Consider the following 25,065-nt stretch of genomic DNA (forward strand, 5'->3'; position numbering starts at 1 on the left):
CGAAACCCTGGAGGGCCACGCGGCGATTGCACAATCTTTATAGTCTCGTAGGGATCACAAGCTGGGGCCATCGCCCCTACCGGAGATCATCTCGACGCAGCAACTCGCTCACCACCCCAGCCCAACGCGGCGCCTGCACCGTGCGTTGCAGGCGCCGCGCATGAACGATCGCGCACAAGTCCGCCAGTGCCTGCTCGAAGTGATCGTTTATCACGAGGTAATCGTATTCAATATAGTGGGCCATCTCCTCGACGGCGGCTTGCATCCGCCCCGCGATCACAGCATCGCTGTCTTGGGCACGAGTGCGCAACCGATGTTCCAACTCCGCGCGCGAAGGCGGTAGTATGAAGACAGAAACCGCCTCGGGCATGGCAGCACGAACTTGCCGTGCACCCTGCCAATCGATATCGAGCAGGACGTCTTGGCCGCGGCCAAGCGCTTGTTCAACCGCCGCACGCGCCGTCGCGTAATAGTGATCGAATACACGCGCATACTCTAGAAATTCACCGGACGCAGCCATTCGTTTGAAGACCACATCCTCCACGAAATGGTAATCCACCCCATCGCGCTCTCCCGGGCGGCGCCGGCGCGTGGTATGCGAGATCGAAACCACCATCCCTGGCTCGCTCTGGCTCAGAGCGCGCAACAGGCTGGTCTTGCCTCCACCAGACGGGGCGGACACAATGTATAATGTTCCAGTCATGCCTTCTGTCTGAGACCAGGTGTTTTTTGGCATCCGCCGTTCGCTTGCGCCCATCGAATTCGGGCAAAGCGACGCCCCTCGGGCCCCGTGCCGAAACAAGTCCCGTTACCGCGGCTCCCCTGTCCACCACACAGCGTGTGAATCAAAACGGGCAAAATACCACACAGACGGTCGCCGTTTCGTCTTTCGAGCCGGCGGTGCTGGAACGAACTATTCTATATTCTGCACTTGTTCGCGCATCTGATCGATGAGCACTTTCATCGTCACCGCCGCGCGAGTAGTCGCGGTATCCGATGACTTCGACGCCAGCGTATTGGCTTCCCGATTGAGTTCTTGCATCAGGAAATCCAATCGTCTGCCCTTAGGTTCATTCTGTCGCAGCACCTGTTCCACCTCCTCGATGTGGCTGAGCAGTCGTTCTAATTCTTCGTCGACGTCCAACCGCTGAGCGATTAATACCAACTCCTGCTCTACACGAGCGGGGTCGGCACTTGCCTTAAGAGCCTCGATGCGCGCGCACAACCGCTCCTGGGCCGCCCGCACGACCGTGGGGCGCCTACCCTGGACTTCCCGCGTCACCTCGCGTATCTGCTCCGCTCGCTCGTGCAGCATTGCCGCAAGCCGCTCGCCCTCCCTCTCCCGCATGCCCAACAATTCGTCCAAAGCAACCTCCAACAACTCGAGCGCGGCTTCGGCGACCGGCTGCAGATCGGACTCGCCCTCCTGCAGGATGCCAGGCAGACGCAGCAACTCGAGTGGTGAAATCGGTGCCGCCTGCGGAAGCAACTGGCCAAGCGAGAGACAACCTGCAATGACTTGCTCGGCATAAGGCCAATTGATCTGGAGCGCATTAACCGCATCAATGCTCGGGCGGTAACGCAAAGTGCACTCGATCTTGCCTCGGCCCAAACGATTCCCCAGCCGTTCACGCAACACCGACTCGAGCGAGCGCAGTTCCTCGGGCAGGTGCAACCGGATATCCAGATAGCGGTGATTAACGGAGCGTATCTCCCAGATGAGCTCGCCCTCGCCGCCCTGCCACTCCCGCCGTGCAAACGCGGTCATACTGCGGATCATCGTCTCTCTCCCTGCGGGACAAGGCCCAATAGCGGGACAAGGCCCAAATGTTACGCGTAATGGCGCTGTGAGGAAAACGCCGCAGTCAGTCTCCCGCAACGCCCACTGCTATGCTAGGCTGTTTCACTAAACTGGAAATCGTGACGAGGAAAGCCATGCGCCCCAGTGGCCGCCACAACCACGAAATGCGGGCCGTGCGGATTACTCGTGGCTTCACCAAGCATGCGGAAGGCTCTGCTTTGGTGGAGTTCGGCGACACTAAAATCCTCTGTAACGCCTCCGTCGAAGAGCGTGTACCGCCCTGGCTACGCAATAGCGGCCGGGGCTGGATAACGGCCGAGTACGCAATGCTCCCGCGCGCGACCCAGAGCCGCAATGACCGCGAGGCCGTACGGGGACGCCAACAAGGCCGAACCGTCGAAATCCAGCGCTTAATTGGCCGTTCGCTGCGTGCGGCGATCGATTTACAGGCGTTGGGTGAGCGCCGGATCATCATCGATTGCGACGTCCTGCAAGCCGACGGCGGTACCCGCACTGCCGCCATTACGGGGGGCTACGTTGCTTTGGCGGATGCTCTGCAAAGCCTTATCAAAAAAGGCTTGCTCAAGCGTCCCCCCCTGTTCGGCCACGTGGCGGCCGTGTCCGTGGGAATCTATCGAGGCAAGGTGGTACTCGATTTGGACTATGCTGAGGATGCCGAGGCGGAGACCGACATGAACATCGTCATGAATGAAGTAGGCGCGCTCATTGAAATCCAAGGCACCGCCGAAGGCCACGCCTTCCGGCGTGTAGAGTTGGGCCAGATGATCGATCTGGCAGAAGAAGGAACCCGTAGCCTGATTGAAGCGCAACGCCAAGCACTGGAAGCCTAGGGCCTGTTGATAATCACCCGCGGCGTCGCGTGGCTGCCCAAAATGCGGCCAGCCAAGGCGCGAGGAGAGAAGTTTGGTTATTCCAAATGAACGACGAGCAACGTCGGCTGGCCGCATTTTGGGCGCCCCCCAAAGGGCCGGGGCCATTTTCCCGCAATCCTGCGTTATCGCTCGCTTATGTAGCAGGCTACACGGCGCTCGCGATGCCTTGTCTTGCGAGAAAATGGCCGCCGGCGCGGCGGCGCGGGTAATTGTCAACAGGCCCTAGTACGCGTGCATCGGATCGTCCTGGCCAGCAACAACCCCGGCAAGGCGTTGGAGATGCAAGCCTTGCTACGGGGCATGAGCATCGAGCTGGTACCACAGCCCCTCTACTGCGTGCCCAGCGTGGTGGAGACGGGGTTAACTTTCGTCGAAAACGCTCTTATCAAGGCGCGGCATGCCTGCGAGCACACCGGCCGCGCCGCGATCGCCGACGACTCCGGCCTTGAAGTCGAGGCCCTAGCCGGCGAGCCAGGTATCTACTCGGCCCGTTATGCCGGTGAGGACGCCGACGATACCGCCAATAACCGGCGCCTGCTCGATGAACTTATAGACACCCCGGTAAGCGAGCGCAAAGCCCGTTTTATCTGCATCATTGCCTACCTACGGCACTCGCGTGACCCAGATCCACTCATCTGCCGCGGCACTTGGGAGGGGCAAATCATCGAACACCCGCGCGGGACGAACGGTTTCGGTTACGATCCATTGTTTTATCTGCCGGAACTCGAGTGCACGGCAGCGGAGCTGGAAGCGCAAACCAAAAATCGCATCAGCCATCGAGGTCAAGCGCTGCAGGCGTTGCTCGAGGCCCTCCAGCGCGAGGGCTGAAGCCGTGTTCCGCTTCACCGCCTCTCCGCCCCTCGCACTCTACGTCCATCTACCTTGGTGCGTGCGCAAATGCCCGTATTGCGACTTCAACTCACACGCCCTGCGCGGCGAGCTACCGGCAACAGCCTACGTGGACGCGCTGCTCGCTGATGTGCTCCGAGAGATCAAGCACATCCACGAGCGCGAGATCAGCTCCGTATTCTTTGGCGGCGGAACCCCCAGCTTGTTCCCGCCGGCGGCCCTTGCACGACTGCTCGAGGGGTTGCAGCGTTATCTACGGATTGCCGCCGACTGCGAAATCACCTTAGAGGCCAACCCTGGGAGTGTGGACCAGGCCCGCTTCGAAGACTTTCGCAGCGCCGGCGTAAACCGTCTGTCCATTGGCGTGCAAAGCTTCCAAGCGGACAGCCTGCACCGTCTCGGGCGCATCCATGGCCCACAAGCCGCTGTCGCAGCGGTCGAAACCGCCCATGCGGCCGGCTTCGACAACTTCAATATCGATCTCATGTACGGATTGCCGAACCAGGGCCGGCCGGCGGCTGTCGCAGACATCACCCAAGCCATTGCGCTGGCACCACCACATATCTCCCACTACCAACTCACGCTGGAGCCCAATACGGCGTTTGCGGCCCGGCCTCCCGCACTCCCCGAAGACGATGCAATCTATGCGATGCAGATCGACTGCCAAACACGACTCGCCGGCGCAGGTTATCAGCACTACGAAGTATCGGCCTATGCCCTCCGAGACCGACGCTGCCGGCACAATCTCAATTACTGGAGCTTCGGTGACTACCTCGGCATCGGTGCCGGAGCCCACGGCAAAGTGACCGACCTCGACAAGGGTAAGATCACTCGCTATGAAAAGCTGGCACGGCCGATGGCGTATATAAGGGAGGCAACCGCCGGAGAGGCCGTGGCAAAGTCACATCAGCTCAGCGCGCAGGATGCGGTCCTGGAGTTCATGATGAACGCCTTGCGGCTACCGGAGGGAGTGCCACGCAAGCTTTGTACGGCGCGAACCGGTTTGCCCTGGGTCTGCTTCGAGGCCGCAGTCGACGACGCCCGCAACCGCGGTTGGCTCGATATAACGGCGGATGATCGCGTACGACCCACTGCGCTGGGCATGCGGTTTTTGAACAATCTGCTTGGCTGTTTCCTACCGCCAGACTGACCGCAGCTGCCAACGGCGAGCGCATTGCCCAGCATCAATGGCCGTTATCCACATCAAAGACCAAGACTAAACACCTAGGGCATCTTGGTTACCGCTACGAACACAATGTAGCCAAACAACAGCAAAGAGCCGACGAAGGCGGCGACACGCACCCGTTTGGTCCGACCGCGCCTCAGGGCGATCGCACCGAGCACGACGTAGGCGAGCAACCCGGTCAGCTTGGCGATAATCCAGGGATGATAGGTCAGCGGGAACTCATAAAATGCAACGGCCAAATACAGGCCGCTCGCCAACACCACGGCGTCGATCGCATGGGGCAACACGCGCACCCACCGCCGGCTGAGTAAGGGCGAGTCGTACAGCATCCATACTCCGCGCGCCGTAAAAGACAAGAAAGTAGCAATAACCACGGTAACGTGGAGCGATTTCGCGACTATATAGGCGGACAATACCATTCCCTCCTTCCCTGACGTTCCATGCGCATACCGGATGATTGATCTAAGCTCTTTCTTATGACTGACTACCGCCCCGTCGCCTGCAAAATATATGCTGAACTGGAGTTGGCCATCCTGCGGCGCAGGATGCTACGTATTGGCTGGCGAGAGAGCAATGGAGCATGCCACCTCACGGCGCTATGGCCTCGGAATTTAGTAACTCGCAGCCATGAAGAGTATTTGATCGCCAAGGACATAAACGGGAGCCAGCTTGAGATTCGTCTCGATCGTATCACTCGGTTTGATCCTCTCAAGCCCTGTCGGAATTAGCCGAGCAAGAGCGCGTTGGCTGAATTGCGCCGACCATTCCACCGTGCACTTCACCACCTACCAGCAGCACTACTGAGAGTGGTGCCGGCCAGCGAGTGCCGCCTATACTGATGGTACGGTCTGGCAGATTGATCTTTACGAGGGCTTCCGCCCATGGATAGCGAACGATGCTTCACCATTGACTTCGACGAGTGGTCGAGTCTTGCTAGACAAGACCCGAAAGGTTTCGAGGCACGGCGACGTGCCACGCTGGATTCCTTTATCAAGGCGCAACCTGCCGGGCGACGCCAGCGGTTGCGTTGCTTACAATGGCGGGTGGATCGCATCCGACAGAGCTCGAGCACACCCTTGCTTGCCTGTCAGAGGCTCTCACAGCTGATGTGGGATGCTTTCGTCGGACCAACGGGTCTCATGCAGATTCTTGCAAGGCCATACCCCCCGGCGCGCGATACCCAGCAAGCGCTGCACTCGGCAAAAATTCTTCCCTTCCGTCGACCAATCAGATAGGCTCAGCTGATCGACCCCACGAACCGACTCAGAGTGAACCCGAGCCGTCATAGCCACCCTATTCGATCGGCGGTTGCCTTCCATTGCCGGCCGAGTCTATGATGACGCGCCTTGCAGCTGGTGGCTGCATATGGTGGCCTCATCAACGAGCATTAGGAGGCAGCTCTATGAAAAAGGACATCCACCCCGAATATCGCCCCGTCGTGTTCCAGGATCTTTCTTCCGACTTCGCGTTCCTCACTCGCTCCACGCTGCGCACGAAGGAAACGACCAAATGGAAGGACGGCGAAGAATACCCATTATGTAAGGTCGAAGTATCCAGCAAGAGCCATCCGTTTTTTACCGGTAAACAACGCGTAGCCAGTAGTGGCGGCCGCGTGGATCAGTTCCGCAAGCGCTACGGCAATGCAGGCAAGAATAAATAGCCGTTGCAACGCCTGCGGAGCAAGCTGTTGCTTCGATCCGAACCCGCCCCCGGCCCAGTCTACGCCGCAACGGCATGTCGTGCTGCATCGACTCGGGCCGCTGGGACGAGGATATTCCTATATCCATCACCTTATACATAAGTCCATAATATTAAATTGAAACAATATGTTACGAACTGACCCGCTGAACGCCGACTGGGCAGATGGGATCAGTGTTTTCAATCACTTGGCTGGCACCAGCGCGACCTGAGTCGACTGGAACAGACTTGTGTGTAATGGAATGCCCCATATCTTCCGCCACCTCTTCCCTATAGGAACTCTGGATAATCCCGTCCATGCCGGGCCCTTCGACTACTCTCGGGATGGACTTGTCGAAGGGCTGTAGGCGAACGAAGCACAATTAATCTTTCTTGAGACTCCACCTAATCTATAGCAGCCCAATACGGATCGTCACGAATCCAGCGGCAACGGCAAACGCACTCGGCTCCAGGCTTCGCTCGAGGTCTATGCAGGAGAGCAAATTAATGTCCCAGAAAACCGTCACGATCACCGACAATGCCACAGGCAAGAGCGTGGACTTCCCCATACGCGAGGCAACGCACGGACCGGCTGTAATCGATATCAAAAACCTCTACAAAGAAATGGGGTACTTCACCTACGATCCTGGATTTACCTCCACAGCCAGCTGTCGCAGCGATATCACATACATCGGCGGTGATCAGGGCGAGCTATGGTACCGAGGGTATCCGATCGATCAGTTGGCCGAACAGAGCTCCTTTCTCGAGGTGGCTTATCTGCTGCTGCATGGCGAATTGCCGAACAAACGTGAGCTGGATACATTCAACCGCGCGATAACTCACCACACAATGGTCAACGAGAGCCTGAAGAACTTCTTCAATGGCTTCCACTACAACGCCCATCCGATGGCGATGTTAACGGGGGTGGTCGGCTCTCTATCGGCCTTTTACCATGATACCGTCGATGTCAACGACCCACACAACCGGATGCTTTGCGCCTATCGAATCTTCGCCAAAATGCCGACCATCTCCGCCGCGGCCTTCAAACACATGCTGGGTGAGCCGTTCGTCTATCCGCAAAACCGTCTGAGCTACTGCGGCAATCTCCTCAACATGCTCTTCTCCCGACCCTCCGAAGAGTTCGAAATCAACCCGGTGGCAGAACGTGCCCTAGACCAACTGCTGATCCTACACGCCGACCACGAGCAAAACGCCAGCACTTCCACCATCCGCCTCACTGGCAGCACGGGAACGAACCCGTTCGCGGCCGTCGCGGCCGGTTGTGCGGCGCTCTGGGGCCCGGCGCATGGCGGGGCCAACGAGGCCGTTTTGAATATGCTTGAGGAGATCGGCGACGTAAAACAAGTGCCCCGTTATATCGACAAGGCCAAGGACAAGGATGATCCATTTCGGTTGATGGGGTTTGGACATCGCGTCTACAAGCACTACGACCCCCGCGCCAGCATCATCCGCAAAACCTGCCACGAGGTGCTCGACGAGCTGGGCATCTACAATGATCCACAACTCGAGTTGGCAATGAGGCTCGAGGAGATCGCCCTGGCGGATGATTATTTCGTCGAACGCAAGCTCTATCCCAATGTCGATTTCTATTCGGGCATCATCTACCGTGCACTGGGTATCCCGACCGAGTTTTTCACCGTGATGTTCGCAATCGGCCGAGCCCCAGGGTGGCTCGCGCAGTGGATGGAACTGGTTACCGACCCCGAGCAGCGCATCGGTCGTCCGCGCCAGCTCTATGCTGGGCCGAGCAAGCGCGACTATGTGCCACTGCACCGGCGCTCAGGCTGATCATCCAGGAATAGTTCGGCCACCATACGTTGCAGCAAACCTGGCGAAACAAGATATTATGCCTCGGCATGGTGCCAGAGCGCATAGCTTAGCGCGCCTGTTGCAATAGCTGGCGTACGGCGGCTCGATTCGCCCGCCGCATGGGTTGGCCGTCCGTATAGCTACGCGGGGGCTGCCGCAATCCCAGGCGATCGAACACGGTGAGATCGATGCGCGTGTCGTCGGCTACGAAACGGTAGACCGGCAGAAACACATAATCGTCCGAGCCGCTGAAGCGAAGGCGGCGCCAATCTTCCTCAAAAGGAACATGCTGCTCCATGAGAAACAAGGCGATCTCCTCCGGCGTGTCGGCAAAGACATGGAGATTAATATCGGAATAGGCATCCGCCGTGCCCTCCAACACCGAGCCGACTAAGCGGGGCCGGAAACGCGCGAAAAACTCCATGGCTTCCAGCGCTACGCCCCTCAGGCGGTGCAACTGCCGGGCCTGGGCCGCACCGCCAAAAAGGCGCTGGTAGTCGGTCAACGCCGCCTGGATTTCGCGATTCTGCGGCAAATTGCGGGTATCCGGGGCACCTACTCGGTCTGCTGCTTTGCGCTTGGCGAGATGAAAATCACGGATCCCTTCTTCCGCCATCAGGCGAGCCGCGACCTGTATCAAGCGCTCGCGCATGCGGTTGTCGCGTGCGTTGCCGCGGTGTGGCATGATTCAGACCTCGTCGACTAAAATAGCGATTGCGTAGACGGTGGAGTTCGATCCCCACCGGTCGCGCCGCCGATTGTTTGAGATTCCCGCGCGGGTATTCTGCCGGCCCGGAAGGTCTCGAACATAGCGTCGGGGTTACCGGATGTCGTCACCAACCCCGTCCTCGAATCGATGCGCACCGTTACCAGACCCGACGGTTGCACCAGCGGCTGTTCTGGAACCCCTTGCAAGGCACCTTCCATATAAGCCATCCACATAGGAAGCGCTGCCTTGGCACCCGTCTCATTGTACCCAAGCGGTCGCAGACGATCGAAACCGATCCATGCGGTGGTCACCAGAGTCGGATTGAAACCCGAAAACCAAGCATCGCGCTGATCGTTGGTGGTCCCCGTCTTGCCCGCGAGGTCGGAGCGATCCAATGCCAAAGCCTTGCGACCCGTCCCTCGGCGTATTACATCCTGCAACATCGTGGTCAACAAATAAGCGTTTTCCGCCGATATCACCCGGGGCGCCGAGTGTTTCCGCGCGCCGTGTGCCGCAGCCGCCGCGATCGGCAACGCCACACCCGGTGCCGCGTTGGCGGTCGGGCGGCTTTGCGGCTCAATGCAGTCCGAACAAGCCACGGCCGGATGGGCTTCGAAAAGAACCTGCCCGTTGTCGTCGACGATCCGTTGGATGAAATAAGGTTGGATTCGAAAGCCGCCGTTGGCGAAAACGGCATAGCCTCGAGCGAGCTCCAATGCAGTCACATTGGCACTGCCAAGCGCCAGTGACAGATTGCGCGGCAGCTCCTCGGGCGTGAAACCGAAGCGTTGCAGGTATTTAATTGTTGGTGCGATACCGACCTGCTGCAGAATCCGGATCGAGACCAGATTGCGCGAATGAACCAGCGCCTCGCGCAGACGCGTCGGACCGAAGAAGCGGCCGCTATAATTCTGCGGGCGCCAGGTATCCTCCAGCGTCGAGTCCTTGAACACAACCGGCGCATCATTGATCAACGTGGCCGGCGTGAAACCGGCGTGCAAAGCCGCCGAATAAATGAAAGGCTTGAAGCTCGACCCCGGCTGGCGTTGCGCTTGAGTCACGCGGTTGAATTTACTGAGCCCGAAATCATAACCACCCACGAGCGCGATAATACGCCCGTCAGAGGGTGCGATGGAAAGCAGCGCGCCCTGTACCTCAGGCACTTCGGCCAACCTCGGGCCCGCGTCAGTGACCCGGACGCGGATAATATCACCGCGCTCGAGCACCTCGGTAGTCACAGCCAGGTGCCCATTTTGGTTGGCGCCGCGGTCGCGGGCCGCCCAACGAATTCCGTCCCAAGATAGCCGCCACGGCTCCGCCCGGTCTTCGCTGACGAGTTTCACGCCACTCTTGTCAACCCCGAGCACCAGGGCATTGTGGAGATCGGCAACCTCAGGATAGCCAGCAAGCAGCTCCCGCCAATTGGGCGGCACCCAGGCTTTTCCAAGCGCGATGCGGTCCACCGGCCCTCGATAACCATGCCGTTCGTTATATTGATAAAGTGCTTTGCGCAGTGCCCGCAACGCTATTTGCTGGGGCTTACTCTGCACGGTGGTATACACGCGGTAACCCTTGGAATAAGCTGCCTCCTCCCCAAACCGCTCGGTTACGACCGCCCGCACCATCTCCGCCAGATAGTGGGCCTCCACCTCATAATCGGCGCCGTGCAACTTGGCCGTAATGGGAGCTGCCATGGCCTGCCGATAGCGGGCCGCGTCGATGAAACCCATAGCGCGCATCCGACCGAGCACATAACTGCGCCGGATCAAGGCACGATTCTCATCGGTGATGGGATTGAAGGCCGAAGGCGCTTTGGGCAGACCCGCGATCATCGCTAGCTGCGCCAGAGTCAAGTCCGACGGCGATTTGCCGTAATAAATCTCGGCGGCAGCACCTACGCCATAAGCGTGGTGTCCCAGATAGATCTTATTCAGGTAGAGCTCGAGGATTTCCTGTTTGCTCAGATCGCGATCGATTCTCAGCGCCAGGAGGATCTCTTTGGCTTTCCGAATAAAGGAGCGCTCTCGGGTGAGGAAAAAATTCCGGGCGACTTGCATGGTAATGGTACTGCCACCCGGGCCTTTTTCACCAGTGCGAACTAGGTACCAGACCGCCCGGAGAATGCCTTGGTAGTCTACTCCCGGGTGTTCGAAAAAACGCTGGTCCTCGGCGGCAATAACGGCATTGATCAGGTCTTCAGGCAGATCGTCGTAATGTAGCGGGAGACGTTTTTTCGCACCATAGGCGGCGATCAGCGTGCCATCGGCGGTGAATATCCGCAATGGCACCTGGAAGTCCACGTCCTTGAGCGTTTTCACCGAAGGCAAACTCGGCGCGAGCGCGAGATAACCGACTCCGGCTGCGAAGCAGCCTAGCAGCAGGATCAATAACGACAGGCTGACAAGGAGGTAGGCCGAGATGCGCAACAGGCGTTTCATTGTTAGCGGCAGCATATCAACTCCAACGACCGCCAGTATAACACCTGCAACATCCCATCGATTTCACCCAGAAACATCGCGAATTCGCCATGCAACCGCGATCGGCTTAGAGCGCATTGCGTGCAATGGATAGGTACGGGATGAGACTCAATACGCAACAGCTGACCACATTCTTTCGCAAGCAAGGCTCACCTTTCTTTCGCAGGCAAAGCTCACCTTTGCTCGGCATCGATATCAGCTCCACGGCAGTCAAACTCATCGAGTTGCGCCGGCTGAATACGGAGCGCTTACGAGTAGAAAGCTATGCGATCGAGCCATTGCCGAAAAATGCCGTAGTGGAAAAGAACATCGCCAACTTGGAGGCCGTATCGGAGAGCGTGCGCACCGCACTCAAACGCGCTCAGACGAAAGTCAAGGAGGGCGCCGTTGCCGTTTCCAGCTCCTCGGCTATCAGCAAGACACTGACCCTACCCGCCCATCTCAGCAACGAAGACATGGAGGCTCAGGTCAACCTGCAAGCCGATCAGAACATCCCTTATCCGCTGGAAGAGGTCAACCTCGATTTCCAAGTGCTCGGGACATCGGCACACAACCCGGAAGAGGTGGACGTGCTGCTAGTGGCCTCGCGCAGCGAAAACGTCGACATTCGCGTCGACGCGCTCGAAGCGGCAGGTCTGAAGACGAAAATCGTCGACGTCGAAAGCTACGCCCTGGAAAAGGCGTTCCGGCTCATCGCCCCTGATCTACCCGGCGACGAACCTAAGACGGTAGCCGTAGTGGATATCGGCGCTACCATGACCTCGCTGACCGTGTTCGAAGGCGAGCGTATCGTCTACACCCGCGACCAAGTCTTCGGGGGACGCCAGCTCACAGAAGAGATCATGCGCTGCTACGGCCTATCCTACGAACAAGCCGACACCAAAAAATGCCGGGGCGGGCTACCCGATAGTTACGAGACCGAAGTCCTAGAGCCGTTCAAAGAAGCCATGGCTCAGCAGGCGGCCCGATCACTGCAGTTCTTCTTTGGCGCCAGTCAACATAACAATATAGACCACATCCTGCTCGCCGGTGGTTGCGCCGCCATCGCCGGCGCCGCCGAGGTGATCGAAGAGCACACCGCAGCCCCCACCACCGTGGCAAATCCGTTCGGCCGGATGGCCGTCTCCTCCAGGGTGCAGCCGCAGAGCCTTGCCGAAGACGCGCCATCACTGATGATCGCGTGCGGGCTGGCCTTGAGGAGTTACGGCTGAGATGGCGATACACATCAACCTATTGCCCTGGCGCGAAGAGCTGCGCAAGCAGCGCGAGCGCATCTTCTACGGCATGCTAGCGGCATCGGTGCTACTCGGCGCCGTCGTATGGCTGCTTACCCATACCGAGCTCAACGGCCGTATCGACTACCAGCACGACCGCAACCAATTCTTAAAAACAGAGATCGCCCAGCTAGACAAAAAAATCGTCAAAATTCGTAAGCTCGAAGCAACCAAGAAGCGGTTGATTGCCCGGATGGAGGTGATTCAGAAGCTCCAGCAGGGGCGCCCCCAGATCGTGCACCTATTCCATCAGTTCGTAACGACCCTCCCCGACGGCCTCTACCTGACCAGCATCAAAGAACAAGGCAGCCACGTCACCGTAACCGGGGTGGCCGAATCCAACGCCCGGGTCTCCAACTACATGGAAAACCTGGACGGTTCGCATTGGTTGACCGATCCCGACTTGAACGTCATCGAAGTAAAAGACCGCAGTGGGTTTCGGACCAGCAACTTCACATTAGCTGTGCAGCAAACCAGCCCAGCGGCGAGCAAAACCGCAAAGGAGGGAAGTTGATGGACCTGGCTGAGTTGCGTGAGATCGATCTCAATCAACCGGGGCGCTGGCCGCTGCCCGTCAAGCTCGCGGCGTTGGTCATCGTATTTTCACTGGTGCTCGCGGTAGGGTGGTACTTCGACTGGCAACATCAATGGGAACAACTCGAACAGGCCCGCGCGCGCGAGACCGAGCTGAAAAAGCAATTCGAGCGCAAACAACGCATCGCCGCCAACCTGGAAAAATACCAGAAGCAACTCACGGATATGGAGGCCTCTTTTGGGGCCATGCTGCGGCAACTGCCCAGCCAAGCCGAGGTGGCGAAGTTGCTGGTGGACATTTCCCAAACCGGCTTGGCAAGCGGCCTGGAGTTCGAACTTTTCAAACCACGCGAGTCCATTCGCAAGGAATTCTACGCCGAGCTCCCAGTGTCGATCCGAGTTCGTGGCACCTATCAAGAATTCGCCCATTTCGTCAGCGCTGTAGCAAATCTGCCGCGGATCGTCACCCTGCACAACATCAGCATCAATCAAAACGGCCCTGCCCGCACCGGGCCGAATAAGAACCAAGGCACACCGCTGCGTATGGCGCTGAGCGCAAAAACCTACTGGTACCTGGCAGAGGGCGCTAACCGATGAGCTCATTGCTAGACCGCCGCAACCGGCTCGCCGCCATACGCGCAGTCCTCTTGTTACCGATCATTGCCTTATTGGCGGGCTGCTCTCAAGACATGCATGATCTGCGCAGCTACCTCCAAGAGGTAAAGCAACGACCTGGGAGGCCAATCGCCGCGCTGCCCGAAATGAAACCGCTTGCCACCTTCAACTATCCGGATACGGCAACGCGCGACCCATTTGCTCCACTGGCTTTCGGCAAGCCGGAACAAACTGCGAGCCGCGCACAATCCGGCCCAAGACCGGATCCCACGCGGCCTAGAGAGGCGCTGGAGGAGTACCCGCTGGACTCACTGGCATTCGTAGGCACCTTGCGGCGCGGCAATCAGCTCTGGGCGCTCATCCGCGATCCCGGCGGAACGGTTCATCGCGTACAAAACGGCAATTACATGGGTCAGCGCTACGGGCGTGTGGTCGCCATCTCGCCTCGATCGATCGAGCTCACCGAGCTTATCCCCGATCAACAAGGGGGTTGGTTGCGGCACGAGGGATCGTTGGCAATGAACGATTGACAGTTCGGGATCGTACAAAATGAACAAGCACCAAGGATTGGGGGGCACCATGAGGATGATATCGATAAGAACGCTCGCTTCGCCTGCCGCCTGGCCACTGCTGCCCATGCTGCTGTTGCTCATCGGCGCGTCCCAAGCCGCACAAGGGGCGGAAAATGTTCTGCGTCAGCTCGATTATTCGGCCTTACCGGGTAATCGAGTCGAACTCACTCTGACGCTCGACCAGCCGGTAGCGCAGCCACAAAGCTTCAAAACCAGCAACCCGGCCCGTATCGCTCTCGATTTCATGGGTACCCGCAGCGCCCTCGCGCAACGCAGCGTGGACATCGGCATCGGCGCAATCAACTCGGTCACCACCGCCGAGGCCGGCAACCGCACGCGTGTAGTCATCGCGCTCTCGCAGATGGTCCCCTACATGACCCAGGTGGATGGCAACAAATTTCATATTCTGCTGCAGCAGCCCACGGCCATGGTGGGCGCGGCGCCCTCCCCCACTTCCTCGCGTGCGGCGAGCACAAGCGAAAATCGGATCACCAAGATCGGCTTTCAGCGCGGCGCCGGTGGCGCGGGCAAAATCGTGGTTAACTTCTCCGATCCCTCCACCGCCGTGGATGTACGCCAGGAAGGCGGGAAGGTGGTGGCCAGTTTCATGCGTACGAAAGTGCCGGAACGGCTACAGCGCCGCCTTGATGTCACCGATTTCGCCACGCCAGTGCAAACCATCGTCACGACTCAGCGCGGAGACTCCTCGCGCATCATCATCACGCCGAGCGGCACTTACGATCAGATCGCCTATCAAGCCGACAACACATTCACCATCGAGATCAAACCGATCTCCACAGCGGAACAAAAGCAGCAACAAAAAAAGGCATTCCAATACACCGGAGACCGCTTGTCACTGAACTTCCAGGACATCGCCGTACGCTCGGTGCTGCAATTGCTCGCGGATTTCACCGGCACCAACCTAGTGGTTAGCGACAGCGTCACAGGCAGCATTACGCTGCGGTTGCAGAACGTGCCCTGGGACCAGGCGTTGGATATCATCCTCAAGACCAAGGGGCTCGGCCAACGCCAGACCGGCAACGTCATGCTCGTGGCGCCGGCGGCGGAAATCGCCGCCCGCGAGAAGCTGGAGCTGCAAGCCAAGCAGCAAATCCAGCAGCTCGCCCCCTTGCATTCGGAATTTATCCAGGTCAATTACGCCAAGGCCCAAGACCTCGCCCAGCTCATCCTGGGCGGCGGCCAAAAAGGCCGCTCCCTGCTCTCCGATCGTGGCACGGTCAACGTCGATGAGCGCACCAACACGCTTATTACCCGCGACACCGAACAGAACCTGGATGACATCCGGCGGCTGGTAAGCAAACTCGATATCCCGGTACGCCAAGTGTTGATCGAATCGCGGGTGGTGATCGCCAACGATGATTTCACCAACGAACTCGGTGTGCGCTTCGGCTACAGCCGCAATCAGAGCAACTTCGGCACCAGCAACCACGGCGCGGTCATCGGCGGCACGCAGCCCGGTAATGTCAATTTTGGCCAGTCAACAGGCTTCGAGGTGCCAGCCGGCAGCGGCAACGAGGGGCTGTTGGTCGATCTACCGGTGACCGCTGCGGCCGGGTCGGTCGGACTCGCGGTGGGCAAGATCGGCAGCTATCTGCTCCAACTCGAGCTCTCCGCCATGGAAAATGAGAACCGCGGGAATCTCATCTCCACCCCGCGCGTGATCACGACCAATCAAAAAGAGGCCTATATCAAGCAGGGCGTGCAAATCCCCTTCCAACAAGCCACCTCCAGCGGCGCGACCAGTGTCCAGTTCAAGGAAGCGGTACTCGGGCTCACCGTCACCCCCCAGATCACCCCCGATGATCGAATCCTGCTCGACCTACAGGTCACCAAGGACAGTCGCGGCGAGCAAACCAACGCAGGACCAGCGATCAATACCCAGTCCCTGGGTACGCAGGTGTTGGTAGACAACGGCGAGACCATCGTGCTGGGCGGCGTATACGAGCGGAACAAAAATCGAACGATAAATCGAGTGCCCTTCTTCGGGGAACTGCCGCTGCTGGGCTGGCTGTTCCGCAACACCGTGCGCGTCGACAACAACAAAGAACTGCTGATTTTCGTCACGCCTAAAATCCTCAAGGCGAACATGGCGCTTTATCAATAGGGCCGGATCGACCGACATACCCGGCTGCCGCCGGCCCTTGCGCACCCGAGTGGCGCGCAAGCGCCGCGCCATGGCTATAATAAATCGTTTAGTCGTGGCGGAGGATGGATGTCGAGCGAGGAACGAGTCTTCCTGATCGGCCCCATGGGCGCGGGCAAAAGCGCAGTGGGCCAGGTCTTGGCCCAGCGGCTGGGACGACGCTTCCTGGACTCCGATCGGGTTCTCGAAGAGCGTACCGGCGTCGATATCGCGCGGATTTTCGACGTCGAAGGCGAGGTGGGCTTCCGCGCGCGTGAGGAAATCGTACTGCAAGATCTGACTCGGCACGACGGCGTTGTCTTGGCGACCGGGGGCGGTGCGGTGCTGCGCGAGCGCAACCGCGTCTACTTGCGTGAGCGGGGCCTTACCGTCTATCTGCGTACCAGCATCGACACCCAACTCATTCGGACCCGACACAGCAACCGACCGCTGCTGCAGACCGAAGACCCACGAGCACGCTTGCAGGAGGTGATGCTCGAGCGGGCACCGCTCTACGAAACGCTCGCCGATATCACCGTGGATACGGATCATGGCACCATTGCAGCAATCGTCGACGAGATCATCCAGCGACTCGGAGAGCGCGTGCGTGCCTAATCGCCAGACCAACCATTCCGGTCACACCGTTCATGTGGACCTGAAGGACCGCTCCTATCCCATCTACATCGGCCAAGGTCTGCTGGAGAAGGCCGAGCTGCTGCACCGGCACATACCCGGCACCCAGGTACTCGTGGTCACCAATGAAACCGTGGCTCCGCTCTACCTCGAGCGGGTCTGCGCTGCCTTAGCTGGATTTGATCTCGGCCGAGTCATCCTGCCCGATGGTGAACAGCACAAAACTCTGGAGACGACCACGCGCATCTACGATGCCCTGATCGATCAGGGTTTCAACCGCTCCGCCACGCTGGTGGGCCTCGGCGGCGGCGTCGTAGGTGATATAACAGGGTTCGTGGCCGCCACCTACCAGCGTGGTGTGCATTTCATCCAAATACCCACGACGTTGCTGGCGCTGGTGGACTCGGCGGTAGGCGGCAAAACCGGTGTGAACCACCCGCGCGGCAAAAACATGATCGGAGCCTTCCACCAGCCGCGCTGCGTACTGGCGGACACGGCTACGTTGAGCACGTTACCGGAACGCGAATTCCGCGCCGGTATCGCCGAGATCATCAAATATGGACTGATCCAAGACTACGCTTTTTTTCAGTGGCTGGAGCGCCAACTGGCCCAGGTGCTGGCGCGTGATCCGGCGGCTTTGATGTATATCATCGAGCAATCTTGCCGCAACAAAGCTTATGTGGTCGCAGCCGATGAGCGCGAATCCGGTCAGCGGGCTTTACTCAACCTGGGGCACACCTTTGGCCATGCCATCGAGACGGCAACCGGCTACCGCGAATGGCTGCACGGCGAGGCGGTGGCCGTCGGCATGTGCATGGCCGCTCACCTGTCGGCGAGCATGGGCTGGATGACCGCGAAGGCCTTCGAACGCACGGAAGCCCTGATTCAGGCGGCCGGTCTGCCCGTTTTGCCCCCGCCCCTGTCTCCCGGCGCGCTGCGCAAGCTCATGGCCATCGACAAAAAGGCAACCGGCGGACGGCTGCGCCTGGTTTTGCTCGAAGGCATCGGCAGCGCTGTGGTCACCGAGGCGTTCGACGATCAAGCACTCACCGCGACACTGGAACATTTCACGGCGGCAGCCGGCAGATAATAAGCAGATAAGCAAATTCCCCCGCTTACGCGGGAGAGCCTGCGCAGAGAACTACGGCCATGGTCTGAATATATGGCATGCCGTGGTGTGGTTCGGCCGCACTCCTAAATCTTGTTTGATGCACGTTATACGGCAGCGCTTCTTAACCTGATCGTTTCACAAGTTTTGCGCGAGTGGCCAATTTTACGCCAAGGCGAGGTCGAGTCACGGTTATTCGCCCGCTACGCATCGCCCAGTGCGTCCCCCACGCATGAAATATGCGACCATGACGCCTCGTAGGCGCCGCGAGCACACAAAAGTGACGTGATTCTCCGCGCCGCGCGCAGAGGCGGTTCTCCGGCGACGGCCGGATGAGTGCTTAGGAGCGAGGCTGCGCAGATCAGACCGGCTGGGCGCGGGCGAGCTCAGTGTCGACGAGCCCTCATGGCAGAGGCTGCAGTGGAGCACGTAGGCGGCGGCGAGTCGCCTGCGCACTTGGCGTTGGCGCAGCGGCGCGCATGCAGCGCCTGGGTGGTGGCGAGTTGGAGGGCAGCCAGACGCACGAGCACGACGTTGCCGGGGAGCCTGAGGAGGAAGTCGGGGTGCGCCTCCTCGAAGGCGAGCGCCATGAGCTCGGGGTTAGCGAAATGTCGTCGCCGCGCAGCACCAGCGCGCCGCCGTCGAAGGCGCCGCGCACGGTGAGTCCATCGATGGCAGGGAAACGCAGCAACTCTGGGGTAGAATTCGACACGGGCGACCTCGTTTGACTTCTTCCGAAGCGTTTATTATGGAACACCCATTATATTAGTGGGTTAAACGAAGCTCGCCTTTTTGTGAATTTTTCGGGCTAGAGCGTGTTATGAACTTGCAGCGCGGCTAATATTCGAGCGGCCGCTGGCAGCATGAGCACGGCGAAGACCAGGAAATGCAGACCACTCAGGACCGTGGGTAAACGCTCGTAGTCTCTGGCGAGCCGGCGAAACCGCGCCAGCCATCCGAAGCTGCGTTCCACCACCCAGCGTCGGGGCAACAGTACGAAACCTTTCTTGGCTTCAGGCAGTTTGACCACCTGCAGCTCGATGCCGTTGCCCTGCGCCGCCTCCTTGGCCTGCTCGCCCGTGTAGCCTTGATCCACCCAGGCCAGCTTGACCGTGCCGCCCGTGGCCTCTTGCACGGCCTCGCACAACAGCCGCACTTGCGCGCGCTCCGGCTCGTTGGCCGGCGTGACGTGCACGGCCAGCAAATGCCCCAGCGTGTCCACCGCCACGTGCACCTTGCTGCCGCGGTGACGCTTATAGCCATCGTAGCCGGCGCGCGGCCCGCGGGCCGCTCTCGCAGCTGGACAGCGTGCGCCCTCCATCACTACGGCGCTGGGCTGGCTCTGGCGTCCTTGTGCCACGCGGATGATCGAGCGCAGCTCCGAGACCATGGCCTCGAAGCAGCCCGAATCGACCCAACGCCGGCTTTGCTGGTAGACCGCCTCCCAGGGCGGAAAGTCGTTGGGCAGCAGTCGCCACGGCGCACCCGCCCGCACGAGCCAACGCAGGGCATTGAAAACCTCGCGCAGGTCGCGCCGGCGTTGCGGCGCGGGCGCGTTCATGAGGCTCAGGTACGGCGCCGCGAAGCTCCATTTTTCGTCGCTGACATCTGTGGGATAGGGCTTTCGAGTCATGGCGCCATTCTACAGGCCTCGGCCCCGCCCCCGATCAGAAGTTCATAACACGCTCTAGGCTACCCCCATTGAGCTCGACAGCGGGGTGGCCGCCGCCCAGGGCTACTACCGGGTCGAGGTCATCCCGGTCCAGCGCAAAACCGGCTGAGCCGAGCGCACGATAGAGGAGCTGCCAAGCGATGTATATCCCGACCTACGACGACGTCCAGGCCGCCCACGAGCGCATTCGGCCCTGGATCCACCGCACGCCGGTGCTCACCAGCACCACCCTCGACCGCATGAGCGGCGCCGAACTGTTCTTCAAGTGCGAGAACCTGCAGAAGGCGGGCGCGTTCAAGGTGCGCGGCGCCACCAACGCGGTATTCAGCCTGACGGCGGAGGAAGCAGCGCACGGGGTGGCGACCCATTCCTCCGGCAACCACGCCTTGTCCCTGAGCCGCGCGGCGGGCTGCCGGGGCATCCCATGCACAGTGATCATGCCGAAGACGGCGAGCCAGGCGAAGATGCGCGCCGTGGCGGACTACGGCGGCGAGATCATCACCTGCAAGCCAAGCCTGGAGGATCGGGAGCGCACCCTGGAGGCCCTGGTGGAGCGCACCGGCGCGAATTTCGTCCACCCGTACAATGACCACCGGGTGATCGCCGGCCAGGCCACCTGCTCTCGGGAGCTCCTGGAGGACGTGGGCGAGCTGGACGCGGTGGTCGCCCCCATCGGCGGCGGCGGCATGATCAGCGGCACGTCCCTGACCGTCTCCACCATCGCGCCGGACACACGCATCTATGCGGCTGAACCGCAGAACGCCGACGACGCGTATCGTTCCTTCAAGGCCGGTCACATCATCGAGGACGATGCGCCGGACACGGTGGCCGACGGCCTGCGGGTCTCTCTGCGGGAGCTGACTTGGCACTTCGTCTCCAGCTACGTCACCGACATTCTCCTGGCGACGGAGGAGGACATCGTGGACGCCATGCGCCTGGTATGGGAGCGCATGAAGATCGTCATCGAGCCGTCGTCGGCCGTGGCCGTCGCCACAATCCTCAACAACCCGGAGCTGTTCCGGGACCAACGGGTGGGCGTGATCCTCACCGGCGGCAACGTGGACATGTACAAGCTGCCCTGGCTCACCAAGTAAACCAGCACGGAACACGCGAGAGGAGGACATCATGAGCACCAACGTCCCCGCCCTTGTGGGCACCCCCATCGACGCCATCAACGCCGCCGCCCTGCGCTACGGTTCGCACATCGAGGTGCTGGTGGAGATCGACGTGGGTGCGGGCCGCTGCGGCGTGGCGCCGGGACAGCCCGCCGTCCCCCTGGCACGCCGGATCGCCGATTCCGAGGCACTGACCTTCGCCGGGCTGCAGGCCTACCAGGGCAAGGCTCAGCACGTGCATGACTACCAGGAGCGCAAGGCGAAGATCGACGAGGCGGTGGCCGCCACTAAGGAGACCGTGGAGCTGCTCCGGCAGGAGGGCCTGGAGTGCGACATCGTCGCCGGCGCCGGCACCGGAACCTACGCCTTCGAGGGTGAGAGCGGCGTCTACAACGAGCTCCAGTGCGGCTCCTACATTTTCATGGACGCGGACTACCAGCGCATCCTTATGGAGGATGGCCGCCCCACCGATACCTTCGAGAACAGCCTGTTCATCTACACCACGGTGATGAGCAAGACCAAGGCCGAGAAGGCCATCTGCGACGCCGGCCTGAAGGCTCAGAGCGTGGACTCCGGCGTGACCGTGGTGTACGGCCGGGACGATGTGGAGTACATCGGCGCCTCCGACGAGCACGGCGTGATCAAGGATCCGGACAACAAGCTGCGCCTGGGCGAGAAGCTCAAGCTCGTGCCTGACCACTGCGACCCGACAGTGAACATCTACGACTGGTACGTGGGAGTGCGCAACAACCGGGTGGAGTGTCTGTGGCCGATTACCGGGCGCGGCATGAGCCTGTAACACGGGTCGCCGGGGTGGCCCCGTGCCGCCCCTGCCCTCAACGAGGAGTGCGACGGATGCTGATCCTTTCCGAAGATGTGGTACAAGCTACCGTCGGCCGCGCGGACGCGGTGGCGGCAGTGGAGTCGGTGTTCGCCGCCATGGCGACGGGCGGCGCCTGGAACTTCCCCGTGGTGCGGGAGGCCATCGGCCACGCCGACGCCCTGTATGGGTTCAAGTCCGGCTTCGACCGCAGCACTCTGACCCTGGGGGTCAAGTCCGGCGGCTACTGGCCGGGCAACGCCGCCCGGGGGCTGACCAACCATCAGTCCACGGTGCTGCTGTTCGATCCGGACACCGGCCGACCCTGCGCCCTAGTGGGCGGCAACTACCTGACTGTGCTGCGTACCGCCGCGGCCAGCGCCGTGTCCATCCGCCACCTGGCACGGCCGGACGCGAAGGTGCTGGGGATCGTGGACGCCGGTCACCAGGCACCGTTCCAGCTCCGGGCCACCGTGGAGCAGCGGCCTATCGAGCGGGTCATCGCCTGAAACCGCAGCCCGGAGCGGCTAGACACACTCGCCGAGGCGGCCCAGTTTATGGGCCTGCCCTGCGAGGCTGTGGACCGGGACACCCTGGCAGCCCAGGCCGACGTAATCATTACCATCACATCTTGCTTCGAGCCGCTGCTCACGGCGGACCAGAGCCGCCCCGGTACCCACATCGCCTGCATGGGGACGGACACTGCCGGCAAGCAGGAGATCGACCCGGCGATCCTCGCCGGTGCGCAGGTGTTCACCGATGCCCCGGAGCAGGCCCGCACCATCGGCGAGTCTCAGCACGCGGTGGCGCAAGGACTCATCGCGGCGGACGACCTTCGCGCCATTGGCGAAGTGATCGATGCTCCCGACTCCCTGAGCCGCCCGGCGGACGCCATTACCGTGTTCGATGGTACCGGCGTCGGACTCCAGGATCTAGCGGTGGCCCGGGTGGCGGTGGAACGAGCCGCCGAGGCCGGCACGGCCAGCGAAATCGCTTGGTAACCTTCCTCCCTAGACGTTCAGGCGGCCCAGGGAGCCGGGGGCATCGATCACCGCCGGGAACACCGGCACGGCCCAATGTCAAAAAGCCGCACCCCTTCGCTGCTCATGCGATCACCCGGTAGCCGCGCCGGCACTTACGTCGGATGAGCGCTTGCAAGGCCCGCCGCGCGGCAGAGAGCTCGTCATGCGGATCGCGGCGGACTGTGCCGCCCTGGCCGATGCGGCCCCATTCGCGTACGAGCGCCACACCGCCAAAGAGATCCGGCCAGAGCACCACGTGGTAGAATCGATAGACGTTGCGCTCTGGGTCGATGCGCTCGAGGCGCACAGCGTCGCTTGGCTCGATTTGTAATTCTTCTCGCGATATGTGTTTCACAGCCGGCCTGCAAAAGCCCCCAGTCGGGGGTATCGGATTATCTTGCGGCTCTTCTTAGCATAGCGGTGGCGGGATTAAACGCCTAGAGCCTGCTTATAGGCGCCTTCAGCGCAACCTCGCCCGCAAGCTTTTAGCGCAATTAACCTCACATCGATCAAAACGGCTTGCTGGAGCGATGTGTAGCCGGCGGGCACCCGCTGATGATGGAACGCGCGGCGGAGTGTCCTCCTTGCGCAAGCTACCGAACCAGCCAAGCACCAGCAGACCGAGGCTCACCGGCTCGACGCGGCGCGTGGGAGCACCTGCAATGCAGCTTGCGCGATAACCTCATGGCCCGCGGTGGTCGGATGGAGGCCATCCAGCCCCCCGTCGGGTCATTAATACACGCCGGAGAGACTGCGCAGAGAAAGCTCGCATCGGCAAAGCCGAATGCTTGCGGATTGCCGACGAGGGTCTAAATAAGGCCGAAAGCGTCGAACTGGAAGATGCCGATGGGTAGGGTACTCAGCGGGATCAGCGCCGCTTCGAACAAATCATTTATCGGCCGAGCGATGGCCGTGCCGATCACTATCGCATTCTACCCAGCGTCTGACCGACCGGCACGAGTCCGAGATCAGGCACGATCCATATCAAGAAAATTACTCGCGCCGACCGGCCCCACGCGCACGCCGCCATAAGTAAGGATTGCGCGGCGTACCCGCCACACTTGTCAGAGCGCTTTCGGCCCCATGAGGAACCAGATTACCAAACCGAGCAACGGCAGCAGCAAAACCAGAACCACCCAGAAGACCTTGGCCCCCGTTGAGGCGCCGCTTTGCACGATGGAGATGATCGCCCACACGTCGAGAACCAAAAGGATAAACCCAAAAAATCCACCGACCTCTACACTCATGGTCGTGCTCCAATGTTATTTTGGACACAATTTTTTTAGCTCGCACAAGGATTCTTGCCCAAATGACTGCGCCCGCCAAGACCTGGGAGTGCTTGCCGGGCGATCCGGCTCCACACCGGGGAGGCAATTCACCGTCTCCCCTTCGCGTAGGTTGATCTCGCCCCCTTGTCGGTTGCGGCAGGCCGAAACGCACCCGGGTCACCGTCTCGATCCCCGCCACCAGGGACTTGCCCAAGGCCAGCGCCAGCGCGGCCAAACGCTCCTCCAGCGCCGTGGGGGAGAGGTACTTGAGCTCCGGCTCCCACGCCGACACCCCTGGTGCCCTTAGATCGCGTGCGCGTTGAACGGCATACCGCTCGCCGGGTCGTACCAGCCCTACTCCACAGCGAAACCGATCAGGTTCTCCGCGCCCATAAAATCCGGGTGATCGCGAAAATCCGGCGGCACCTCCTCAATGTAGCCGGGATAGAGCACGCGCACCTCGTTCGGGCCGAGGCGCTCGGCCACCCACAGTCGCCGACCGCCGGCGAACTCCCAGACGATCCAATCTTCGTTGGAATCGGCGATGAGATGGGTGTTGCCGCCGTAGATGGCGTAGCCGTAGCGCTCGATGAGCTCACCGATCAGGGCCACAGCCTCACGGGCAAGACACTCACACAATCACCTCGACCACCTCTGCGTCTATAGACGGCGAAATCGGTTCATCGTGGACTTTCAGTCTTTCAAGATACCCTTCGATAGCCTCTTGAATGTTCTTCAGCACCTCGCCCCTCGTATGGCCTTGGGGAAACGCACCCAGGTACCTTTTATCCGTGAGGGCGCTTCGGTCGTTGGCGTTGTTCATCGTTCAGTACATTATATGACCACTTAAGAGGTCATGTTTCGAGG

General features: G+C 60.6%; 26 protein-coding genes and 1 pseudogene. 17 read left to right on the forward strand and 10 right to left on the reverse strand.

Annotation, left to right across the window (positions count from 1 at the left end):
- Positions 1–76 precede the first annotated feature (76 nt).
- On the reverse strand, positions 77–703 hold the full coding sequence (gene gmk / locus NB231_RS05900; protein WP_040661928.1) for a guanylate kinase: 627 nt from the start codon (positions 701–703) through the stop codon (positions 77–79).
- Between the two features lie 210 nt (positions 704–913).
- Entirely contained in the window at positions 914–1,780 is an 867-nt protein-coding gene (locus NB231_RS05905; protein ID WP_005000553.1) for a YicC/YloC family endoribonuclease, read from the reverse strand.
- A gap of 155 nt (positions 1,781–1,935) precedes the next feature.
- Between NB231_RS05905 and rph the strand changes: the two genes are divergently transcribed.
- The 3 genes from rph (at position 1,936) to hemW (ending at position 4,693) form a co-directional block, all read left to right on the forward strand.
- Positions 1,936–2,652, forward strand: a complete 717-nt coding sequence (gene rph / locus NB231_RS05910; protein ID WP_005000554.1) for a ribonuclease PH — start codon at positions 1,936–1,938, stop codon at positions 2,650–2,652.
- Between the two features lie 273 nt (positions 2,653–2,925).
- Complete coding sequence (gene rdgB, locus NB231_RS05915; protein ID WP_005000555.1) at positions 2,926–3,522, forward strand: RdgB/HAM1 family non-canonical purine NTP pyrophosphatase; 597 nt, start codon at positions 2,926–2,928, stop codon at positions 3,520–3,522.
- A gap of 4 nt (positions 3,523–3,526) precedes the next feature.
- Positions 3,527–4,693 (forward strand): radical SAM family heme chaperone HemW, encoded by a 1,167-nt coding sequence (hemW, locus tag NB231_RS05920; protein WP_040661931.1) that lies wholly within the window; start codon positions 3,527–3,529, stop codon positions 4,691–4,693.
- 74 nt (positions 4,694–4,767) lie between these two features.
- On the opposite strand, the gene NB231_RS05925 is transcribed toward hemW, so the two are convergent.
- Complete coding sequence (locus tag NB231_RS05925) at positions 4,768–5,142, reverse strand: SirB2 family protein (protein WP_198007242.1); 375 nt, start codon at positions 5,140–5,142, stop codon at positions 4,768–4,770.
- Between the two features lie 468 nt (positions 5,143–5,610).
- On the opposite strand from NB231_RS05925, the gene NB231_RS20240 reads away from it, so the two are divergent.
- The 3 genes from NB231_RS20240 to NB231_RS05935 all read left to right on the forward strand — a co-directional run bounded on the left by NB231_RS20240 (position 5,611) and on the right by NB231_RS05935 (position 8,215).
- Positions 5,611–5,964, forward strand: a complete 354-nt coding sequence (locus NB231_RS20240; RefSeq protein WP_084766246.1) for a DUF3135 domain-containing protein — start codon at positions 5,611–5,613, stop codon at positions 5,962–5,964.
- A gap of 167 nt (positions 5,965–6,131) precedes the next feature.
- Positions 6,132–6,389, forward strand: coding sequence for a type B 50S ribosomal protein L31 (locus NB231_RS05930; RefSeq protein ID WP_005000559.1), 258 nt, complete (start codon positions 6,132–6,134; stop codon positions 6,387–6,389).
- A gap of 524 nt (positions 6,390–6,913) precedes the next feature.
- Entirely contained in the window at positions 6,914–8,215 is a 1,302-nt protein-coding gene (locus NB231_RS05935) for a citrate synthase (protein ID WP_005000560.1), read from the forward strand.
- 88 nt (positions 8,216–8,303) lie between these two features.
- Here the strand turns inward: NB231_RS05935 and NB231_RS05940 are convergent, their stop codons facing one another.
- Together NB231_RS05940 and NB231_RS05945 are read right to left on the reverse strand one after the other, a co-directional pair.
- Positions 8,304–8,921 (reverse strand): hypothetical protein, encoded by a 618-nt coding sequence (locus NB231_RS05940; RefSeq protein WP_005000561.1) that lies wholly within the window; start codon positions 8,919–8,921, stop codon positions 8,304–8,306.
- Between the two features lie 17 nt (positions 8,922–8,938).
- Positions 8,939–11,398: a penicillin-binding protein 1A gene (locus tag NB231_RS05945; RefSeq protein WP_005000562.1), complete on the reverse strand. Its 2,460-nt coding sequence runs from the start codon at positions 11,396–11,398 to the stop codon at positions 8,939–8,941.
- 125 nt (positions 11,399–11,523) lie between these two features.
- On the opposite strand from NB231_RS05945, the gene NB231_RS05950 reads away from it, so the two are divergent.
- The 8 genes from NB231_RS05950 to NB231_RS05985 all read left to right on the forward strand — a co-directional run bounded on the left by NB231_RS05950 (position 11,524) and on the right by NB231_RS05985 (position 19,029).
- Positions 11,524–12,633, forward strand: coding sequence for a pilus assembly protein PilM (locus tag NB231_RS05950; RefSeq protein ID WP_005000563.1), 1,110 nt, complete (start codon positions 11,524–11,526; stop codon positions 12,631–12,633).
- A gap of 1 nt (position 12,634) precedes the next feature.
- Positions 12,635–13,210 carry a PilN domain-containing protein gene (locus tag NB231_RS05955; protein WP_005000564.1) on the forward strand — a complete coding sequence of 192 codons (576 nt, stop codon included), beginning with the start codon at positions 12,635–12,637 and terminating at the stop codon, positions 13,208–13,210.
- The gene (locus tag NB231_RS05960; protein ID WP_005000565.1) at positions 13,210–13,827 is read left to right on the forward strand and encodes a type IV pilus inner membrane component PilO; all 618 of its coding nucleotides are present in this window, start codon (positions 13,210–13,212) and stop codon (positions 13,825–13,827) included. Before NB231_RS05955 ends, NB231_RS05960 begins: the two co-directional genes overlap by 1 nt.
- Positions 13,824–14,375 (forward strand): pilus assembly protein PilP, encoded by a 552-nt coding sequence (locus tag NB231_RS05965; protein WP_005000566.1) that lies wholly within the window; start codon positions 13,824–13,826, stop codon positions 14,373–14,375. The genes NB231_RS05960 and NB231_RS05965 overlap by 4 nt, the downstream gene beginning before the upstream one ends.
- Before the next feature lie 49 nt (positions 14,376–14,424).
- On the forward strand, positions 14,425–16,542 hold the full coding sequence (pilQ, locus tag NB231_RS05970; RefSeq protein ID WP_156776913.1) for a type IV pilus secretin PilQ: 2,118 nt from the start codon (positions 14,425–14,427) through the stop codon (positions 16,540–16,542).
- A gap of 108 nt (positions 16,543–16,650) precedes the next feature.
- Positions 16,651–17,175: a shikimate kinase AroK gene (aroK, locus tag NB231_RS05975; RefSeq protein ID WP_005000568.1), complete on the forward strand. Its 525-nt coding sequence runs from the start codon at positions 16,651–16,653 to the stop codon at positions 17,173–17,175.
- Positions 17,168–18,283 (forward strand): 3-dehydroquinate synthase, encoded by a 1,116-nt coding sequence (gene aroB / locus NB231_RS05980; RefSeq protein ID WP_005000569.1) that lies wholly within the window; start codon positions 17,168–17,170, stop codon positions 18,281–18,283. The genes aroK and aroB overlap by 8 nt, the downstream gene beginning before the upstream one ends.
- Positions 18,284–18,690: 407 nt before the next feature.
- Positions 18,691–19,029, forward strand: a complete 339-nt coding sequence (locus NB231_RS05985; RefSeq protein ID WP_156776915.1) for a hypothetical protein — start codon at positions 18,691–18,693, stop codon at positions 19,027–19,029.
- 80 nt (positions 19,030–19,109) lie between these two features.
- On the opposite strand, the gene NB231_RS05990 is transcribed toward NB231_RS05985, so the two are convergent.
- Complete coding sequence (locus NB231_RS05990) at positions 19,110–19,934, reverse strand: IS5 family transposase (RefSeq protein ID WP_005000571.1); 825 nt, start codon at positions 19,932–19,934, stop codon at positions 19,110–19,112.
- A 179-nt stretch (positions 19,935–20,113) separates the two neighbouring features.
- On the opposite strand from NB231_RS05990, the gene bhcB reads away from it, so the two are divergent.
- The 3 genes and pseudogenes from bhcB to bhcD all read left to right on the forward strand — a co-directional run bounded on the left by bhcB (position 20,114) and on the right by bhcD (position 22,909).
- Positions 20,114–21,067, forward strand: coding sequence for a beta-hydroxyaspartate dehydratase BhcB (gene bhcB, locus NB231_RS05995; protein ID WP_005000572.1), 954 nt, complete (start codon positions 20,114–20,116; stop codon positions 21,065–21,067).
- Between the two features lie 31 nt (positions 21,068–21,098).
- Positions 21,099–21,887: an alanine racemase gene (locus NB231_RS06000; protein ID WP_005000577.1), complete on the forward strand. Its 789-nt coding sequence runs from the start codon at positions 21,099–21,101 to the stop codon at positions 21,885–21,887.
- Between the two features lie 56 nt (positions 21,888–21,943).
- Positions 21,944–22,909, forward strand: a pseudogene (bhcD, locus tag NB231_RS19430) (iminosuccinate reductase BhcD).
- 103 nt (positions 22,910–23,012) lie between these two features.
- On the opposite strand, the gene NB231_RS06010 reads toward bhcD, so the two are convergent.
- From NB231_RS06010 to NB231_RS16680, 4 genes are all read right to left on the reverse strand, one after another.
- Positions 23,013–23,285, reverse strand: coding sequence for a WGR domain-containing protein (locus NB231_RS06010; protein WP_005000585.1), 273 nt, complete (start codon positions 23,283–23,285; stop codon positions 23,013–23,015).
- Between the two features lie 709 nt (positions 23,286–23,994).
- Positions 23,995–24,177 carry a PLDc N-terminal domain-containing protein gene (locus NB231_RS06015; protein WP_005000594.1) on the reverse strand — a complete coding sequence of 61 codons (183 nt, stop codon included), beginning with the start codon at positions 24,175–24,177 and terminating at the stop codon, positions 23,995–23,997.
- Positions 24,178–24,552: 375 nt separating this feature from the next.
- On the reverse strand, positions 24,553–24,837 hold the full coding sequence (locus tag NB231_RS06020) for a C69 family dipeptidase (protein WP_084766247.1): 285 nt from the start codon (positions 24,835–24,837) through the stop codon (positions 24,553–24,555).
- Entirely contained in the window at positions 24,830–25,021 is a 192-nt protein-coding gene (locus NB231_RS16680; RefSeq protein WP_005000596.1) for a type II toxin-antitoxin system HicB family antitoxin, read from the reverse strand. Before NB231_RS16680 ends, NB231_RS06020 begins: the two co-directional genes overlap by 8 nt.
- Positions 25,022–25,065: the final 44 nt, after the last annotated feature.

The organism is Nitrococcus mobilis Nb-231, from assembly GCF_000153205.1.
In the GTDB taxonomy this organism is placed as follows: domain Bacteria; phylum Pseudomonadota; class Gammaproteobacteria; order Nitrococcales; family Nitrococcaceae; genus Nitrococcus; species Nitrococcus mobilis.

What these genes read in the sequence shown, in the direction of transcription:
- gmk (WP_040661928.1), bottom strand. Translation starts at nt 703, where the DNA reads ATGACTGGAACATTATACATTGTGTCCGCCCCGTCTGGTGGAGGCAAG.
- NB231_RS05905 (WP_005000553.1), bottom strand. Translation starts at nt 1,780, where the DNA reads ATGATCCGCAGTATGACCGCGTTTGCACGGCGGGAGTGGCAGGGCGGC.
- rph (WP_005000554.1), top strand. Translation starts at nt 1,936, where the DNA reads ATGCGCCCCAGTGGCCGCCACAACCACGAAATGCGGGCCGTGCGGATT.
- NB231_RS20240 (WP_084766246.1), top strand. Translation starts at nt 5,611, where the DNA reads ATGGATAGCGAACGATGCTTCACCATTGACTTCGACGAGTGGTCGAGT.
- NB231_RS05930 (WP_005000559.1), top strand. Translation starts at nt 6,132, where the DNA reads ATGAAAAAGGACATCCACCCCGAATATCGCCCCGTCGTGTTCCAGGAT.
- NB231_RS05935 (WP_005000560.1), top strand. Translation starts at nt 6,914, where the DNA reads ATGTCCCAGAAAACCGTCACGATCACCGACAATGCCACAGGCAAGAGC.
- NB231_RS05940 (WP_005000561.1), bottom strand. Translation starts at nt 8,921, where the DNA reads ATGCCACACCGCGGCAACGCACGCGACAACCGCATGCGCGAGCGCTTG.
- NB231_RS05945 (WP_005000562.1), bottom strand. Translation starts at nt 11,398, where the DNA reads ATGCTGCCGCTAACAATGAAACGCCTGTTGCGCATCTCGGCCTACCTC.
- NB231_RS05950 (WP_005000563.1), top strand. Translation starts at nt 11,524, where the DNA reads ATGAGACTCAATACGCAACAGCTGACCACATTCTTTCGCAAGCAAGGC.
- NB231_RS05955 (WP_005000564.1), top strand. Translation starts at nt 12,635, where the DNA reads ATGGCGATACACATCAACCTATTGCCCTGGCGCGAAGAGCTGCGCAAG.
- NB231_RS05960 (WP_005000565.1), top strand. Translation starts at nt 13,210, where the DNA reads ATGGACCTGGCTGAGTTGCGTGAGATCGATCTCAATCAACCGGGGCGC.
- NB231_RS05965 (WP_005000566.1), top strand. Translation starts at nt 13,824, where the DNA reads ATGAGCTCATTGCTAGACCGCCGCAACCGGCTCGCCGCCATACGCGCA.
- pilQ (WP_156776913.1), top strand. Translation starts at nt 14,425, where the DNA reads ATGAGGATGATATCGATAAGAACGCTCGCTTCGCCTGCCGCCTGGCCA.
- aroK (WP_005000568.1), top strand. Translation starts at nt 16,651, where the DNA reads ATGTCGAGCGAGGAACGAGTCTTCCTGATCGGCCCCATGGGCGCGGGC.
- NB231_RS05990 (WP_005000571.1), bottom strand. Translation starts at nt 19,934, where the DNA reads ATGACTCGAAAGCCCTATCCCACAGATGTCAGCGACGAAAAATGGAGC.
- bhcB (WP_005000572.1), top strand. Translation starts at nt 20,114, where the DNA reads ATGTATATCCCGACCTACGACGACGTCCAGGCCGCCCACGAGCGCATT.
- NB231_RS06000 (WP_005000577.1), top strand. Translation starts at nt 21,099, where the DNA reads ATGAGCACCAACGTCCCCGCCCTTGTGGGCACCCCCATCGACGCCATC.
- NB231_RS06015 (WP_005000594.1), bottom strand. Translation starts at nt 24,177, where the DNA reads ATGAGTGTAGAGGTCGGTGGATTTTTTGGGTTTATCCTTTTGGTTCTC.
- NB231_RS16680 (WP_005000596.1), bottom strand. Translation starts at nt 25,021, where the DNA reads ATGAACAACGCCAACGACCGAAGCGCCCTCACGGATAAAAGGTACCTG.